General features: G+C 74.0%; 14 protein-coding genes. 10 read left to right on the top strand and 4 right to left on the bottom strand.

The annotated features are described in order from the left end of the window. Nucleotides 1-19: 19 nt before the first annotated feature. Entirely contained in the window at nucleotides 20-1,045 is a 1,026-nt protein-coding gene (locus MCAG_RS11515; protein ID WP_007073144.1) for a LacI family DNA-binding transcriptional regulator, read from the top strand. Here the strand turns inward: MCAG_RS11515 and MCAG_RS11510 are convergent. The 3 genes from MCAG_RS11510 to MCAG_RS11500 form a co-directional block, all read right to left on the bottom strand. Next, nucleotides 1,038-1,763 (bottom strand): methyltransferase domain-containing protein, encoded by a 726-nt coding sequence (locus MCAG_RS11510; protein ID WP_007073142.1) that lies wholly within the window; start codon nucleotides 1,761-1,763, stop codon nucleotides 1,038-1,040. The genes MCAG_RS11515 and MCAG_RS11510 overlap by 8 nt on opposite strands. 100 nt (nucleotides 1,764-1,863) lie before the next feature. Then, on the bottom strand, nucleotides 1,864-2,181 hold the full coding sequence (locus tag MCAG_RS11505) for a hypothetical protein (protein ID WP_007073141.1): 318 nt from the start codon (nucleotides 2,179-2,181) through the stop codon (nucleotides 1,864-1,866). A 39-nt stretch (nucleotides 2,182-2,220) separates the two neighbouring features. Then, a complete protein-coding gene (locus MCAG_RS11500) occupies nucleotides 2,221-3,858 on the bottom strand; it encodes an ABC-F family ATP-binding cassette domain-containing protein (protein ID WP_036373128.1) in 1,638 nt (545 codons plus the stop codon). Nucleotides 3,859-3,940: 82 nt separating this feature from the next. Between MCAG_RS11500 and MCAG_RS11495 the strand changes: the two genes are divergently transcribed. The 3 genes from MCAG_RS11495 (at nucleotide 3,941) to MCAG_RS11485 (ending at nucleotide 5,672) form a co-directional block, all read left to right on the top strand. Next, a complete protein-coding gene (locus MCAG_RS11495; RefSeq protein ID WP_007073139.1) occupies nucleotides 3,941-4,687 on the top strand; it encodes an ROK family protein in 747 nt (248 codons plus the stop codon). A gap of 151 nt (nucleotides 4,688-4,838) precedes the next feature. Then, nucleotides 4,839-5,207, top strand: coding sequence for a M48 family metallopeptidase (locus MCAG_RS11490; RefSeq protein WP_007073138.1), 369 nt, complete (start codon nucleotides 4,839-4,841; stop codon nucleotides 5,205-5,207). Between the two features lie 210 nt (nucleotides 5,208-5,417). Then, the gene (locus MCAG_RS11485; protein ID WP_007073137.1) at nucleotides 5,418-5,672 is read left to right on the top strand and encodes a Smr/MutS family protein; all 255 of its coding nucleotides are present in this window, start codon (nucleotides 5,418-5,420) and stop codon (nucleotides 5,670-5,672) included. Between the two features lie 165 nt (nucleotides 5,673-5,837). On the opposite strand, the gene MCAG_RS11480 is transcribed toward MCAG_RS11485, so the two are convergent. Next, on the bottom strand, nucleotides 5,838-8,312 hold the full coding sequence (locus MCAG_RS11480; protein WP_007073136.1) for a M28 family peptidase: 2,475 nt from the start codon (nucleotides 8,310-8,312) through the stop codon (nucleotides 5,838-5,840). Between the two features lie 251 nt (nucleotides 8,313-8,563). Here MCAG_RS11480 and MCAG_RS11475 point away from each other — a divergent pair, with 251 nt between their 5' ends. The 6 genes from MCAG_RS11475 (at nucleotide 8,564) to MCAG_RS11450 (ending at nucleotide 15,612) form a co-directional block, all read left to right on the top strand. Continuing rightward, nucleotides 8,564-9,772 (top strand): PP2C family protein-serine/threonine phosphatase, encoded by a 1,209-nt coding sequence (locus MCAG_RS11475; RefSeq protein ID WP_085986151.1) that lies wholly within the window; start codon nucleotides 8,564-8,566, stop codon nucleotides 9,770-9,772. Further along, the gene (locus MCAG_RS11470) at nucleotides 9,769-11,547 is read left to right on the top strand and encodes an ATP-binding protein (RefSeq protein ID WP_157547994.1); all 1,779 of its coding nucleotides are present in this window, start codon (nucleotides 9,769-9,771) and stop codon (nucleotides 11,545-11,547) included. The genes MCAG_RS11475 and MCAG_RS11470 overlap by 4 nt, the downstream gene beginning before the upstream one ends. Continuing rightward, nucleotides 11,544-11,996 carry a response regulator gene (locus tag MCAG_RS11465; protein ID WP_007073133.1) on the top strand — a complete coding sequence of 151 codons (453 nt, stop codon included), beginning with the start codon at nucleotides 11,544-11,546 and terminating at the stop codon, nucleotides 11,994-11,996. Before MCAG_RS11470 ends, MCAG_RS11465 begins: the two co-directional genes overlap by 4 nt. Before the next feature lies 1 nt (nucleotide 11,997). Continuing rightward, nucleotides 11,998-12,807 (top strand): inositol monophosphatase, encoded by an 810-nt coding sequence (locus MCAG_RS11460; protein WP_007073132.1) that lies wholly within the window; start codon nucleotides 11,998-12,000, stop codon nucleotides 12,805-12,807. 202 nt (nucleotides 12,808-13,009) lie between these two features. Continuing rightward, nucleotides 13,010-14,023 carry a hypothetical protein gene (locus tag MCAG_RS11455; protein WP_007073131.1) on the top strand — a complete coding sequence of 338 codons (1,014 nt, stop codon included), beginning with the start codon at nucleotides 13,010-13,012 and terminating at the stop codon, nucleotides 14,021-14,023. 35 nt (nucleotides 14,024-14,058) lie between these two features. Next, entirely contained in the window at nucleotides 14,059-15,612 is a 1,554-nt protein-coding gene (locus tag MCAG_RS11450; RefSeq protein WP_007073130.1) for a fused MFS/spermidine synthase, read from the top strand. Nucleotides 15,613-15,647 lie beyond the last annotated feature (35 nt).

Below are 15,647 nucleotides of genomic sequence, written 5' to 3'. Positions count from 1 at the left end.
GTACCAGCGGGAGGCGTCAGTGCGACACAGGCTGAAGGACGTGGCAGAGCGGGCGGGCGTGTCGGTCAAGACCGTCTCCAACGTCGTCAACGGCTACCAGCACGTGCGGCCGGACACCCGGGCCCGGGTCGAGCAGGCCGTCGCCGACCTCAACTACCGACCCAACCTCTCGGCGCGCAACCTGCGCAAGGGGCGCACCGGGGTGATCGCCCTGGCGGTGCCGGGGCTGGACATCCCGTACTTCGCCGAGCTGGCCCGGCACGTGGTCACCGCCGCCGCCGAGCGGGGCTGGGCGGTCCTGATCGACCAGACCGGCGGCGGCTCGGAACGGGAGCGGGTCGCCGCCGGCATCGGCGACCACCTCATCGACGGCCTGATCTTCAGCCCGCTGGCGCTGACCGCCGAGGACCTCGCCGGCCTGGACGGCACCCCGCTGGTGCTGCTCGGCGAGCGCGTCGACCACGGCCCCGCCGACCACGTGGTGATCGACAACCTGGCCGCCGCCCGGAAGGCCACCGCCCACCTGATCTCCCTCGGCCGCCGCCGGATCGCCGCGATCGGCGCGCAGCGCACCCCGGAGGGGGCCACCGCCCGGCTCCGCCTCGCCGGCTACGCCGCCGCGCTCGACGAGGCCGGCATCGCGTACGACGAGCGGCTCGTCGCGCCCGCGCCGGCCTGGCACCGCGCGAACGGCGCGGCCGCCATGCGCCACCTGCTCACCTCGGGGGTACGCCCCGACGCCGTCTTCTGCTGCGACGACACCCTCGCCCTCGGTGCCCTGCGGGCGCTGCACGAGGCGGGCCTGCGGGTCCCCGGCGACGTGGCGGTCGCCGGCTTCGACGACATCGAGGACGGCCGCTTCTCCATCCCCACCCTCACCACCATCGCGCCCGACAAGGAACGCATCGCGCGGCTGGCGGTGGAACTCCTCGCCAACCGCGTCGATGGCGACCGGCGCACCCCGCCGAGGGACGCCCACGCCCCCTACCGCCTGACCCCCCGCGAGAGCACCACCCCGCCCGCTGACACCCCCACCGTCAGCTGAAGAAGCGGGACAGGTGGGCGGCGGCGGGAGCCGGAGCGTCCGCAGGCAACGGCGTCAGGTCGGCGAAGATGCTGGCCCCGTCGCAGCCCACGTGCAGGGGATACCAGCGCGGGGTGCCCGGCGGGCGTTGCAGGCAGATCCCCTTGACCGTCTGCACGTCGAGCAGCCGGACGTGGGTCGGGTCGGCTACCGCGTTCACGTGCCCCCACCAGGGGCTCATCACGTGCAGCACCCCGCCTGGGCGCAACACCCGGTGGCACTCGTCCACCAGCGGCAGGAAGTCGATCAGGTGCTCCAGGATGTGCACCGCGAACAGCACGTCCACCGAGTCGTCGGCCAGCGGCAGCGACCCGGACAGGTCGGCCACCGCGTCCACCCCCGGGGCGGGGTAGATGTCCAGCCCCAGGTTCAGCGGGTACTGCTTGGTGCTGCCGCAGCCCAAATCGACCACGACCGGGTCGCGGCCGGCGACCCGTACCCGGCACCAGACGCCGAACACCCCGGCGAGCCGGCCGACCAGGTCCCGGAGCAGGCGCAACTGCGCGGCGTCGGCGACCTCGCCGGTCAGGTGGGCCACCCCCCGGTCGAAGCGCACCCGCACCGCCAGCTCCCGCAGCCGCCGGTCGTGTGCCACCTGATCGGCCCACGCCTCGGCGAGGAACTCGTCGACCGCCCGCAGCCGTTCGGCCGAGGGCACGGTCAGGGCCATCGCGACCATGGGCCACCTCCGGTGCGCCCGATACCCAGCTGGGCCGGCGATATGCCCCGCCTCCGGCCACGTCCCCCGAACGAACGAGCGGGATCGGGATCGGGCCCGGTCAGCCGGTGGTGCGCCGGGCGGCGCGGCCCGCGCCCCGGATCCGCTGCCGGGGCGGCGCGACCGCCGTCTTGGGCCGCTTGAGGTGGTACCGGTGCAGCTCGCTGCTGCCCGGCTGCGACGGGTCCTCGCTCATCCCGACCAGCTCCCAGCCCTGGTCACCGGCCCGGTTCAGGTGGGCCAGCGCCGTGTCGCCGTACGGGGTGACGTCGATCATCGAGCCGTCCGGGCCGTACCAGACGAACACGACCTCCCAGCCGATGTCCGTGCTGGCCGCCTGGCGGCGCCGGACCAACAGCGCGTACTCCCACTTGAGCATGGAGTCATTGTCACCCCGCCGGCCGCCGTCGGCACGCCGTCAGAACTCGGCGATCCGCCCGCCGTCCACCCGTACCCGGCGGTTGACGGCCACCGCGTCCAGCATCCGCCGGTCGTGCGTCACCAGCAGCAGCGTCCCCGGGTAGCCGGCCAGCGCCGACTCCAACTGCTCGATCGCCGCCAGATCCAGGTGGTTCGTCGGCTCGTCGAGCACCAGCAGGTTCACCCCGCGCCCCTGCAACAGCGCCAGCGCCGCCCGGGTCCGCTCGCCCGGCGACAGCGACGCCGCCGTGCGCAGCACGTGATCGGCCCGCAGGCCGAACTTGGCCAGCAGCGTCCGCGCGTCCGCCGGCGACAGCTCCGGTACGGCCAGCCGGAACGCGTCCAGCAGCGGCTGGTCGCCGAGGAACAGCCCCCGGGCCTGGTCGACCTCGCCGACCACCACCCCCGGGCCGAGCGAGGCGTGCCCGGCGTCCAGCGGCAGCCGGCCCAGCAGCGCGCCGAGCAGGGTGGTCTTGCCGGACCCGTTCGCCCCGGTGATCGCCACCCGGTCGGCCCAGTCGATCTGAAGGTTCACCGGGCCGAGGGTGAAGCCTCCCCGGCGTACCACGGCATCGCGCAGCGCGGCCACGACGGCGCCGGCGCGGGGCGCGGCGGCGATCTCCATCCGCAGCTCCCACTCCCTGCGCGGCTCCTCGACCACCTCCAGCCGCTCGATCAGCCGGTCCGTCTGCCGGGCCTTCGCCGCCTGCTTCTCCGACGTCTCGCCCCGGAAGTGCTTCACGTGCTTGTCCGGGTCGGTGGCCTTGCGGCGGGCGTTGCGCACGCCCTTCTCCATCCACGCCCGTTGGGTGCGGGCGCGGGCCTCCAGCGAGGCCCGGGTGTCGGCGTACTCCTCGTACTCGGCGCGGGCGTGCCGGCGGGCCACCTCCCGCTCCTCCAGGTACGCCGCGTAGCCGCCGCCGTAGTGCCGGACGAGCTGCTGGTGCAGGTCCAGCTCCAGCACCCGGGTCACCGTGCGGGCGAGGAACTCCCGGTCGTGGCTGACCAGCACCGTGCCGGCGCGCAGCCCGGTGACGAACCCCTCCAGCCGGTCCAGCCCGGCCAGGTCCAGGTCGTTGGTGGGCTCGTCGAGCAGGAACACGTCGTAGCGGCTGAGCAGCAGCGACGCCAGCCCGGCCCGGGCCGCCTGGCCACCGGAGAGGGCCGTCGTCGGATGGTCCAGGTCGACGGTGAGCCCCAACTCGGCGGCCACCTGCTCGGCCCGCTCCTCCAGGTCCGCCCCGCCCAGGCCCAACCAGCGCTCCAGCGCCTCGGCGTACGCGTCGTCGGCCCCGGCCGCCCCGGCGGTCAGCGCCTCGGCCGCGGCGTCCAGGGCCGCCTGGGCAGCCGTCACCCCGGTCCGCCGGGCCAGGAAATCCCGGACCGTCTCCCCGGGTCGGCGCTCAGGCTCCTGCGGAAGGTGCCCCACGGTCGCGGTGGGCGGGCTCAGCGTGACGCTGCCGGACTCGACCGGCAGCAACCCGGCGAGGGTACGCAGCAGCGTCGACTTGCCCGCCCCGTTCACTCCCACCAGGCCGATCACGTCGCCCGGGGCGACCACCAGGTCCAGCCCGGAGAAGAGCAGCCGCTCCCCGTGCCCGGCCGCGAGGTCCTTCACCACCAAAGTCGCGCTCATCAGGAGACGAGCCTATCGGCCGCGTCGACCGGATTGCGCCGCCGGTCGCGCCCGGCCCCGGGACACGAGGCACACTCACGGTGTGGTGACCACCCTGGCAATCGACTGCGGGGGCGGCGGGATCAAGGCTTCGGTGCTCGACGGAGCGGGGACCATGCGGGCCCGGCCGCTGCGGATGCCCACCCCGTACCCGCTGCCGCCGGCGCTGTTCGTGAAGACGCTGCTGGACCTCGGGGCCCGGCTGCCCACGGCCGACCGGGTGACCGTCGGGATGCCCGGCATGCTCCGGCGCGGCGTGGTGGTGGCCACCCCGCACTACGTGACCCGGGCGGGCCCCCGCTCGAAGATCGACCCCGACCTGCTCGCCGAGTGGTCCGGCTTCGACGCGCGGACGGCGCTCGCCGACGCGTTCGGGGTGCCCGCGCTGGTGCTCAACGACGCCGAGGTGCACGGCGCGGGCGTGGTCGCCGGGACGGGGCTCGAGCTGGTGCTGACGCTCGGCACCGGGCTGGGCAGCGCCCTGTTCGACGGCGGCACGCTCGCCCCGCACCTGGAGCTGTCGCACGCCCCGGTGCGCTGGGGCACCACCTACGACACGTACGTGGGGGAGGTGGAGCGCCGCCGCCTCGGCGACGCGTTCTGGTCCCGCCGGATCCGACAGGTGGTGGACGGGCTGCGCCCGGTGTTCCGCTGGGACCGGCTCTACCTGGGCGGCGGCAACTCCCGGCTGATTCGCCCCGAGCAGCTCGCCCGGATGGGCGACGATGTGGTGGTGGTGCCCAACACGGCCGGCATAGTCGGCGGCGTCCGCGCCTGGGACCTGGTGTAAGGAAGGGCACCTTATTAACGCTTTTTGTATAGGAAGGGCCCCTTCCTAACACCCCGTCCGCCCGCAAGTTCCGGCGGCGGAACACTCGCGGTCCGGCCGGTGTTGTGCCAGCGTCGGATCAGGTGGCGGCGCGAGACGAGGAGGTGGGTCGATGGACCTTCTGGCGGAGTACCGACGGGCGACCATGTTCTTCGAGATGGGTGACGCGTCCGGGGCGGTTCGGCTGCTGGAGCCGATCGTCGAGGCCGAGCCCGGCAACTCCGCGGTGCGGCAGCTGCTGGCCCGGGCCTACTTCCAGACGGCGCAGCTCAACCGCGCCGAGGAGCAGCTACGCGAGCTGGTCGACCGTGACCCGAGCGACCACTACGCGCACCACGTGCTGGGCCGGACGCTGGAGCGGATGAACCGTCCGGCGGATGCGCTGCGGCACCTGCGCATCGCCGCCGCGATGTACTCGACGAACGCCGACTACGCGACCGCGCTGCGCCGGGTGGAGAGCCGGGTCAGCGGCGGTCACTGACCGCGCCCGTCAGGGGGAGGGGACTCGCCCTCCCCCTGACGCCGGCCCCGATCCGTCCAGGCCAGGCACCTTTCGCGCGACTCTCCCCACTAGGGCCTCTCCTGGCGGGGCGTGTCGAGCCCCACCTGGACGACGACGCCTGAGATCCCGCCCCGCGGCTGCCGGCCTACCATGGGCTGCCATGGGAGCTGCGCAGGTGGTGGGGGCGGGATGAAGCTCAAACTGGACCTCCACGACATCTTCAACCGGGGCCAGGACATCGACCGCGCGCTGCGCGGGATCATGGACGAGGCGGTGGCGAAGAAGGCCACCCTCGTCGAGATCATTCCCGGCAAGGGCTCCGGCCAGCTCAAGAAGCGGGTGCTGCGTTTCCTCGACCAGAAGGACGTCAAGCAGCTCTACCACCGGGTGGAGAAGGACTCGAAGAACTTCGGCCGACTTTTCGTCCACTTCCGCTGGAAGTAGCGCCGACATGGCCCGCTGACTTGGTCTTCCGGTCGCTCGGGCGCGTCTTCCGGTCGCTCGGGCGCGCAAGGTCGTGCTCGATGCCGGAGAGCGTGGCCTCCAAGCCACATAGAGGCCACGCTCTCCCTGATCGAGGACGACCTCGTGGGCTCGTCCGGACAGGCTCTACAGCGGGTACGTGCGGGCGACCGCCAGCATCTCCGAGCTGTGCGAGCCGACCACCCCGACGTCCGGCGGGCGGGATCGGAACCCGGGTATGCCGTCCAGGCCGTCGCTGGCGTCCATCGCGCGCAGTGCCGGCGGCCGGGTGCCGGCCGCCAGCACGAGGGTGACCTCGACCCCCTCCGGTGGCGGGGCGTGGAAGACGATCCCGAAGCCCCAGGTTCCGCCGGTGGCCCGGCCGCCCGGCACCGGCCGGCCGGCAACCACCGCCGACTCGACTTCGGTCGCGCCGTCGACGTGCAGGGTGAGCAGCCGCACCGGGCGCTGCGGGATGATCCGCACCCGCACGGTCCGCTGCTCGGAGGAACGGGTGTCGGCGAGGACCTCCAGCTTCGGCGCGGGCAGGTTCGCCGCCTGCGCCGGCCCGGCCCGCAGCTCGGTGTCGCCGAGCCCGGGGAAGTCGGCGACGGTCGTGGTCGCGTCGACGTATCCGTCGGTCCAGGGCCGTGGGTCGGTCTCGTGGCTGAGCCAGCGGGCCTGACCGGTGCCGGCGTCGAGGGCGTACATCAGGTGGGTGGGCACGGGGTGGGCGGCGTCGAACCGGTCGACGGCGAGCCCGACCCCGGCGAACACCGCCGCCGCGAGCCCGGCGGCGACGGCCGGGAGCGCGCCGGCCCGGCGGGCCCGGGCCGCGACCAGGCCGCGTTGCCCGCCGGCCTCGGGGTGCAGCAGGTCCACCACCGGCAGCGCGGCCAGCCCGAGCAGCACCGCGAACAGCGCGGCGACGCCGCCCATCGCCATGCCGAGCGCCGGGAAGAGCAGCACCACGGTCGGCAGCAGGAGCACCACGGCGACCGCGCCGGCTGCGGTCGCCGCGACCACGGGCCAGGGGCCGTCGATCCGCGCGCCGAGCGCGATCAGCCCGGCCGCCGCGCCGGCCAGGGCCGGCCACGTCGTCAGGTACGCCCCGCCGGGCACCAGCACCGCGAGCACGACGCCGAATACGGCCAGCCAGCCCAGCGCGCCGATCGCGAGGGCGGCGGGGCCGACCCGGCGGCGGCTCAGCGCGTACCAGGTGAACAGGGTCGTGGCGGCGAGGGCTACCACGGCGAGCCGGTACCAGGTGGGGCGGTACGGGTCGAGCAGCTCGGCGTAGCCGGGCCGGACGGCGGTGACGCCCGCCCAGAGCAGCTGCGCGCCCAGCGGTGCGGCGACGATCGGCACCAGGCCCAGCGCGAACCCGGCGGCGAGCCGCCCGTACGTGCTCCGGCCCCGCCGCCGGGCCCACCAGCCGAGTGCGAGCACGGCCACGAGGGCGGCCACGGCCAGTGGCAGGACCAGCCAGCCGGGGTAGCGGGCCAGCCCGCCGGGGACCGGGAAGTACGTGGCGTCGTGCCCGGCGTCCAGCGCATCGAGGTCGGCGCGGCCGAACTCGCGGGCCAGGCCCAGCGCGTTGTCGCCGTGCTGCTGGAGGCTGGCCTGGTCCATTGCGGCCGGGGTGTCCAGGGGCGTGTGGTAGATCGCCCCGCCGTCGATGTACGCGGAGTTGAGCCCGACGAAGCCGGCCCGGTCGAGGAAAGCGGTGAAGTCGGTGTTGTTGGGCATCGCCCGGTAGATCTCCACCGCGAAGGAGGTGCCGACCGGGTGCGGGGCGGCCCGGCCGAACACGTCGACCAGCCTCGCGTTGTCCCGGGATGTCTCGAACATGATCACCGGGCCGGTGGAGCCGCGGGCCTCCAGGTTGAGCACCACCCCGCCGTCGGCGGCGAGCGGGTGGTCGGCGGCGAACGCGGACGCCCCGCAGAGGCACGCCTCCTCGGCGTCGGTGAGCACGAAGACGACGTCGTTGCGCGGCCGGGGGCCGGCGGTCAGCGCGCGGGCCACCTCCAGGATGGTGGCGGTGCCGGCGGCGTCGTCGTTGCCGCCGGGGCCGGACTGCACCGAGTCGTAGTGGGCGACCAGGAACACCTTCCCGGTCGGGTCGGTACCGGGCAGCCGGGCGACGACGTTGCGGACCCGCGCGAGGGTCGTCCCGGCGGCGGCCCCGCTGAGCTGGCCGGCCGCTCGGCCGACGGTGTCCTGCACCGTGGTTTCCAGGCCGAGGCCGCGCAGCACGCCCTCCAGGTGCGCGCGGACCTGGTCGTTGGCCTCGCTGCCGGCCGGGTGTGGCCGGGCCGCGATCGTCGTCACGTTCCGGTACGCCCGGCCGGCGCTGAACTCGTCGGCCGGGGCGTCGGCGGGGCGCGGGGCGGGGGTGTCCAGGTCGTAGGCGACGGTGCCGCCGACGGCGAGCAGCGCGGTGAGCGCGGCGAGGGCGGCGAGGCGACGGCGGGCGGGGCCGGGCCAGCGCCCGGTCGGCGGCGCGAGTGGGGGGCGGTGCGCCCACGGGGACTCCTCGGGGTGGGCCGGGCCGGGCCTCGGCTCGGGCGTGGGGCCGGGCTGGGCCTGGGGGTGGGCCAGGGTGGCACTATCCTGCACCGCCGGAGCCCGGAGCGGGACTCCCCGTGGTACTTGTCCCGTCTGTCCGCATGGGGGCGGCGATCGTTGTTTGCATGGTGCGGCTACCGGCGGCATCCCGTCCTTGCCGGACCGGTCGTGTTGTGTGGGAGCGTTGTCTAATACAGGATCAGCAGGGCACTCGGAAGGAGCTCGACATCACCAGCGATCTCCCGCGTCTCGGTGCGGTGACCCGGCCGCCCCGGGGGGCCGGCCTTGCCGGTCCCCCCGTCGTGCCCCGGGCGTTTCCGGCCGGTGGCGGTCTGGGGCACCACCCGGTGCTGCCGCCCGGTGAGCGGCTGCGGGTGCTGCTGGTCGAGGACGACGAGGGCGACGCGTTCCTGGTCGGCGAGTTGCTCGCCGAGACCAACTCGTCGATCGACCTGCTGGTCGCCACCAGCCTGAGCGAGGCCCGGCAGCGGGTGATGGGCGTCGACTGTGTCCTGCTCGACCTCGGCCTGCCCGACGCACAGGGGCTGGACGGGCTGCGCCAGGTGCTGGAGATGTCCAGCGGCGCCGCGGTCTGCGTGCTGACCGGGCGCTCCGACGAGCACCTGGGCATCGTCGCGGTCGCCGAGGGCGCGCAGGACTACCTGGTCAAGGGCCAGGTCGACGGCGTGCTGCTGGCCCGGGCGCTGCGCTACGCGGTGGAGCGCAAGCGGGCCGACGTGAACGCGCGGCGGCTGCGCGAGGTGGAGCTGCGTCAGGCCGAGTCGGCCCGGCTCGAACGCGGCCTGCTGCCCCAGCCGCTGATGTCGACCGACCAGGTCGCGGTGCACACCTTCTACCGGCCCGGCCGGCACGCGGCGCTGATCGGCGGCGACTTCTACGACGTGGTGCAGACCCGGCCGGACCGGGTCGACCTGATCGTGGGCGACGTCTGCGGGCACGGCGTGGACGAGGCGGCGCTCGGGGTGGAGCTCCGGGTGGCCTGGCGGGCGCTCGTGCTGGCCGGCGTGCCCGACGACGAGGTGCTGCCGGCCCTGGAACAGGTGCTGATGAGCGAGCGCCGGCTCCAGGAGATCTTCGCCACCGTGGCAACCGCCCGGCTCGACCTGGCCCGCAACGCCGCCACGGTGCGACTCGCGGGGCATCCGCCGCCGCTGCTGCTGTCCGGCGGCAAGGTCGCGCCCGTGCCGGCACCGGGTGGCCTGCTGCTCGGCGTCCGTCCCCGCCGGCCCGTGGCCTTCGACCTGGAGTTCGACACCGATGACTGGTCCCTGTTGATGTACACCGACGGCCTGATCGAGGGGCGGGTCGACGGCAGCGACGAACGGCTCGACGTCACCGGCCTGACCACGCTGCTCGGTGACCCGGACAATCTCGCCGTGCCGCTGGCCGAGCTGCCAGCGTGGCTGGTCGGGCGGGCCGAGCAGCTCAACGGTGGTCCGCTCGCCGACGACGTCGCAATGCTCCTGGTCACCCGGGGCGGTGGCCGGTGACGGCGCGGACCGCCGGCTGGACCCTGCGCCGCCGGGCGGTCGCGCTGCTCGCCGTCGTGGGCGTGCTGCTCGGCGCGTTGGTGGCGGTCGAGATCGCCGTGGCCGCGAAGAACCGCGAATACACCCGCTCGGTGCTCGACCGCACCGGCCCGCTGCGCGCCCAGTCGCAGGAGCTGCTCAGCGTGCTGGTCGACCAGGAGACCGCGATCCGGGGGTACGCGCTCACCGGCGACCGCCGGGACCTCGAACCGTACGTCCAGGGCGGCGAGCGCGAGCAGCAGCTCTACCGGAGCATGCGCGGCCTGATCGGCGTCTACCCGGCGCTGGGCCGCCAGCTGCACACGGTCGAGGCGCAGGCCGGTCAGTGGCGCAGCACAGTTGCCGAGCCGGTGATCCGGGCCACCGAGGAGGAGGGCACCACTGCCGGGCGGGCGTTGATCACGGACGAGTCCCGGCAGCGCTTCGACGTCATCCGCAGCTCCGTCGCCCAGCTCCAGGAGGGCATCCGCGCCGAGCGCGACAAGGGCGCCGACAACATCTACCGCACCAGCAGCATGCTGGTGCTGCTGCTGATCGTGGTGGCGCTGGTGGTGGCGGGGGTCGGCGTGGTGCTGCTCGTCTCGCTGGAGCGGATCGTGGTTCGGCCGCTGACGGGCCTGGCCGAGCAGGTCCGCGAGGTCGCCGAGGGCGACTTCCAGCACCGCATCGCCCGGTCCGGCCCGCCGGAGTTCCAGCGGCTCGCCGAGGACGTGGACGCGATGCGCCAGAAGATCGCCAAGGACCTCGCCGAGGTCCGGGAGGCCCGGGAACGCATCGAGTGGGTCAACAGCCAGCTCCAGAAGCAGGCCGAGGAACTGGTCCGGTCCAACCGGGACCTGGAGCAGTTCGCGTACGTCGCCTCGCACGACCTACAGGAGCCGCTGCGCAAGGTGGCCAGCTTCTGCCAGCTTCTGCAACGCCGGTACGCGGGGCAGCTCGACGAGCGCGCCGACCAGTACATCGCGTTCGCCGTGGACGGCGCGCAGCGGATGCAGCGGCTCATCAACGACCTGCTGGCATTCTCCCGGATCGGCCGGCTCACCACCGGCTTCACGGAGGTCGACCTCAACAAGGTGATGGGCGACGTGTCGGGGCAGACCGAGGCCGCCCGGCAGTACGCCGACGGCGAGCTGACCTGGGATGAGTTGCCAACGATCCGCGGCGAGGAGCCGCTGCTGACCAACCTGCTGGCCAACCTGGTCAGCAACTCGATCAAGTTCCGCCGCCCGGACGTGCCGCCGAAGGTGCACATCTGGGCGCGGCTGGTGGGCGACGAGTGGGAGATCAGCTGCCAGGACAACGGGATCGGGATCGAGCCGGAGTTCGCCGACAAGATCTTCGTGATCTTCCAGCGGCTGCACTCCAAGGACGCGTACCCGGGCACCGGCATCGGGCTGGCGATCGTGAAGAAGATCGTCGAGTACCACGGTGGCCGGGTCTGGGTGGACACCGACACCGCCGAGGGCACCGTGATCCGGTTCACCCTCCCGGCACTGCCCGAGGACGTCGAGGCCGCAGCGCGGGCCGCCGAGCAGCCAGCGGCCGACGAGGCGGCTGACGACGAGGTGGCGGCCGACGAGGAGGGCGACTCGGCCGGGGGCGGTGAGCCGGCCGACGGGACGCCTCCGGCCGACGACAGCGCGACCCGGGTCGGGCTGCCCCGGCAGGCCGGCGTGCGGGCGGAGGGGCCCGGCGACACCCCGGACAGCGACAGCGCGAAGGAGACGGTGGGATGACCGCGCCAGCGGACGGCAATAGTCCGATCGAGGTCCTGCTGGTCGAGGACGACCCGGGTGACGTGTTGATGACCCAGGAGGCGTTCGAGGAGCACAAGCTCCGCAACCGGCTGACCGTCGTCTCCGACGGCGCGGAGGCGCTGGCGTACCTGCGTCGGGAGGGCCAGTACACGGACGCCGTGACGCCGGACCTGATCCTGCTCGACCTGAACCTTCCCCGGCGCGACGGCCGGGAGGTGCTGGAGGAGATCAAGCAGGACGAGCAGCTCTGCCGCATTCCGGTGGTGGTGCTCACCACCTCCCAGGCCGACGAGGACATCCTGCGCAGCTACCAGCTGCACGCGAACGCGTACGTGACCAAGCCGGTCGACTTCGAGCGGTTCATCTCGGTGGTCCGGCAGATCGACGAGTTCTTCGTCAGCGTGGTGAAGTTGCCGCCGCGTGGCTGACATGACCGACACCCTGGCCGACGACGTCGCCGAGCTGCTCCACCGCGCCGCGACGGACGTCGTGCTGCCCCTGTTCCAGACGCTCGACGACGCCGACGTGACGGAGAAGGCCCCCGGTGAGCTGGTGACCGTCGCCGACCGGCGGGCCGAGGAGCTGATCAGCGCCGGGCTGCGCCGGTTGCGCCCCGGCTCCGTGGTGGTCGGCGAAGAGGCCGTCGCCGACGACCCGGCCCTGCTCGGGCACCTGCGCGGCGGCGGGGACGTGTGGCTGGTCGACCCAGTCGACGGCACCGCCAACTTCGCCGCCGGGAAGCGCCCGTTCGCGCTGATGGTGGCGCTGCTCACCGACGGGGAACAGGTCGGCGCGTGGGTGCTCGACCCGCTCGCCGGGACGCTCGCCGTCGCCCGCGCGGGCCGTGGGACCGCCGTGAACGGCGACCCGGTGCGCACCGCCGAGGAGGCACCGCCGCTCGGCGCGCTGCGCGGCACCGCGATGACCCAGTTCCTGCCGCCGGAGCACCGGCGGCGTGCCGAGGCCGGCGGGGAGCGGATCGGCGAGCTGCTGCCCGGCCAACACTGCGCCGGCCGGGAGTACCTCGACCTGCTCGTCGGTGCCCAGGAGTTCGTGCTGTTCTGGCGTACCCTGCCCTGGGATCACGCCCCGGGGGTGCTGCTGGTCCGGGAGGCCGGCGGCGTGGCCCGCCGGTTCGACGGCGGTGAGTACCACCCCGCCGACCAGGGGCCGGGGCTGCTGGTCGCCGCGAACGAGCAGGTGTGGGCCGAGGCCCGTGAGGCCCTGATCCACGGCTGACCGCCGCGCCGCCGGGCCGGTGCGCGACCGTCCGGTGACGCATCGTCGACATTGACGCGTAGCCAGGTCGCGGGCCTTGTCCGTCGCCCCCGGTCCGGTATCCTGACCGGCGGTCTCCGCCAGCAGGCCGCCGCCCGGCGCCGGCGGGGGCCGCCGCGCCGCGTACCACCGGAAGCCGGTGGTCGAGGGAAGGGACGCCGCCGTGTCCAGGACCAGCCTCATCCGGCGTCGCGGCCGGGGGCCGTTGACCGCGCTGCTCGTGGCCGTGGCGCTGCTGCTCGGCGTCGGGGCCGTGCCCGCCGCCGCCGAACCCAACGAGGGCGGGACGAAGAAGCTCCGCGAGGCGCTGGAGTCCGCCGCCAAGGGGCACATCGAGGCCAAGGCGAAGCTGGACAACTCCAAGCGCCGGCAACAGTTGCTCACCACCGAGCTCAAGACCGTCGAGTCCCGGCTGGCGGGGCTGACCGCGCAGGTCGGCGAGGTGGCCGCGCAGTCGTACCGGTTGGGGCGGATGACCGCACCGGCGCTGCTCATCCAGTCGGTCTCCCCGGAGGCGTTCCTGCAACGCGCGGGCGAGCTGGACGTGATGGCCCAGCGGGACAGCCGCCGGTTGCGCGAGATGGTCGCGACCCGGGAGGAGGCGAACCGGGCCAAGATCGCCATCGACGCCGAGGTTCGGGAGCAGCAGAAACAGCTCGCGGCGCTGGCCAAGAAGAAGCGGGAGGCCGAGACGGCGCTCGCGGCGGTCAGCTCGGGCAGCGGCTCCGGGTTCGGTGGCGGCTCCGCCTCGGCCAAGCCGGCCCCGCGCAACCCCGACGGTAGCTGGCCGTCCGAGTCCTGCTCGGTCGACGACCCGACCACCTCCGGCTGCATCACCCCGCGCACCCTGCACGCCCTTCAGCAGGCCAAGGCCGCCGGCTACAAGCGGTACGTCTCCTGCTACCGCAGCGGCGGCAGCGGCGAGCACCCCAAGGGGCGGGCCTGCGACTTCTCCGCCGCCACCAGCGGCTTCAAGGACGAGACGGCCACCGGCGGGGACAAGGCGTACGGCGACAGCCTGGCCAACTACCTGAAGAACAACGCGAGCCGGCTCGGCGTGCTCTACGTGATCTGGTATCGGCAGATCTGGATGCCGAACACCGGTTGGCGGGCGTACAGCGGCAGTGGCAGCCCCGCCGCCGACCACACGAACCACGTTCATCTCTCGATGTACTGACCCGGGGGCCAGGTTCGCTGCGTACCATCGCGACGGTGAGCAGCTCATCGTCGCCCGTCACCGTGGAGCAGGCGCGGCCCGCGCCAACGCCCGCCGGTGCCCTGCCCAACGGTCTGGCCGCGTTCCTGGTCTTCTTCTCCAGCGGGGCGGTGCTCGTGCTGGAGACCGTCTCGCTGCGCCTCGTCGGCCCGTACGTCGGGGTCACCCTTGAGGTGACCAGCTCCGTCATCGGCATCGCGCTGGGCGCCATCGCGTACGGGGCGTGGACCGGCGGCTGGCTGGCCGACCGGCGGGACCCGCGCACCCTGATCGCCCCGGCGCTGGTGCTGGCCGGCATCGCCACCGCGATCACCCTCCCGGTCGTCCGGTACGCGGGCGAGGTGCTGCGCGGCGGGGCGGCCAGCGCCGTCCTGCTGCTCACCGCGCTCGCCGTGTTCGTGCCGGCGGCGCTGCTCGCGGCGGTCACCCCGCTGGTCGTCAAGCTTCAGCTCGCCGACCTGCGCCGCACCGGGCAGATCGTCGGCCGGCTCTCCGGCATCGGCACGCTGGGCGGCATCACGGCCACCCTGCTGACCGGCTTCGTGCTCGTCGCCGCGCTGCCCAGCAGCCTCATCCTGCTCGCCCTGGCGGTGCTGCTCGGTGGCACCGGGCTGGGGCTCGGCGCGTACCTGCACCGGCACGGGCGGGCGGGACTGCCCGGTCCGGGCCGGGCGAAGGCCGTCCTCGCGGTGCTCGGGCTGGCCGGGGCGGGGCTGACGACCGTCGCCCCGAACCCGTGCGACGTGGAGACGGCGTACCACTGCGCGTCGGTGGAGACCGATTCCGACCGGCCGTCCGGGCGGACGCTGCTGCTCAACTCCGCCCAGCACTCGTACGTCGACCTGGCCGATCCCACCCATCTGGAGTACGCGTACACCCAGTGGATCGGCGCGGCGGCCGACGTGGCCGCCCCCGCCGGGCAGCGCCTGGACGCCCTGCACCTGGGCGGCGGCGGGTTCACCGTGCCGCGCTACCTGACCGCCACCCGGCCGGGCACCGACAACGCCGTCTTCGAGATCGACGGCGGCCTCGTCGAGCTGGACCGCCGGGAGCTGGGCGTACGCCCGGGGCCGGACCTGCGTGTCGAGGTCGGCGACGCCCGGGTGCTGCTCGGCGCGGAGGCAACCGACAGCCGGGACCTGGTGGTCGGCGACGCGTTCGGGCACCTCGTCGTGCCGTGGCACCTCGCCACCCGGGAGATGGCCGTCGAGATCAACCGGGTGCTCCGCCCCGGCGGGATCTACGTGCAGAACGTCATCGACTACCCGCCCGGCCGGTTCGTCCGCAGCGAGGTGGCCACCGTCGCCGCCGCGTTCCGGCATGTCGCCCTGGTCGCCCCGCCCGACGCGGTCGCCGGCCGGACCGGGGCCAACTTCCTCATCGTCGCCTCCGACGCGCCGCTTCCGCTGGCCCCGCTGGCGCAGCGGACCACCGCCCTGCCCGAGGTGGCGATCGTGCTCTACGGAGAGGCGCTGGCCTCCTTCGTCGGGGACGCGCTGGTGCTCACCGACGACTACGCCCCTGTGGACCAACTGCTCGCGACCGCCTGAACGGGTGAATCGCTGACCGATTCCGACCCCCGGGG

It is taken from the genome of Micromonospora sp. ATCC 39149, assembly GCF_000158815.1.
In the GTDB taxonomy this organism is placed as follows: Bacteria; Actinomycetota; Actinomycetes; order Mycobacteriales; family Micromonosporaceae; genus Micromonospora.
Note: the sequence above shows the minus strand (reverse complement) of the source record. Positions and strands in the feature narration are given on the sequence as shown.

Bases quoted from the DNA above. Each gene is read 5' to 3' on its own strand.
- MCAG_RS11490 (WP_007073138.1), top strand. From the start codon at position 4,839: ATGGACCTTCTGGCGGAGTACCGACGGGCGACCATGTTCTTCGAGATG.
- MCAG_RS11500 (WP_036373128.1), bottom strand. From the start codon at position 3,858: ATGAGCGCGACTTTGGTGGTGAAGGACCTCGCGGCCGGGCACGGGGAG.
- MCAG_RS11485 (WP_007073137.1), top strand. From the start codon at position 5,418: ATGAAGCTCAAACTGGACCTCCACGACATCTTCAACCGGGGCCAGGAC.
- MCAG_RS11505 (WP_007073141.1), bottom strand. From the start codon at position 2,181: ATGCTCAAGTGGGAGTACGCGCTGTTGGTCCGGCGCCGCCAGGCGGCC.
- MCAG_RS11510 (WP_007073142.1), bottom strand. From the start codon at position 1,763: ATGGTCGCGATGGCCCTGACCGTGCCCTCGGCCGAACGGCTGCGGGCG.
- MCAG_RS11460 (WP_007073132.1), top strand. From the start codon at position 11,998: ATGACCGACACCCTGGCCGACGACGTCGCCGAGCTGCTCCACCGCGCC.
- MCAG_RS11465 (WP_007073133.1), top strand. From the start codon at position 11,544: ATGACCGCGCCAGCGGACGGCAATAGTCCGATCGAGGTCCTGCTGGTC.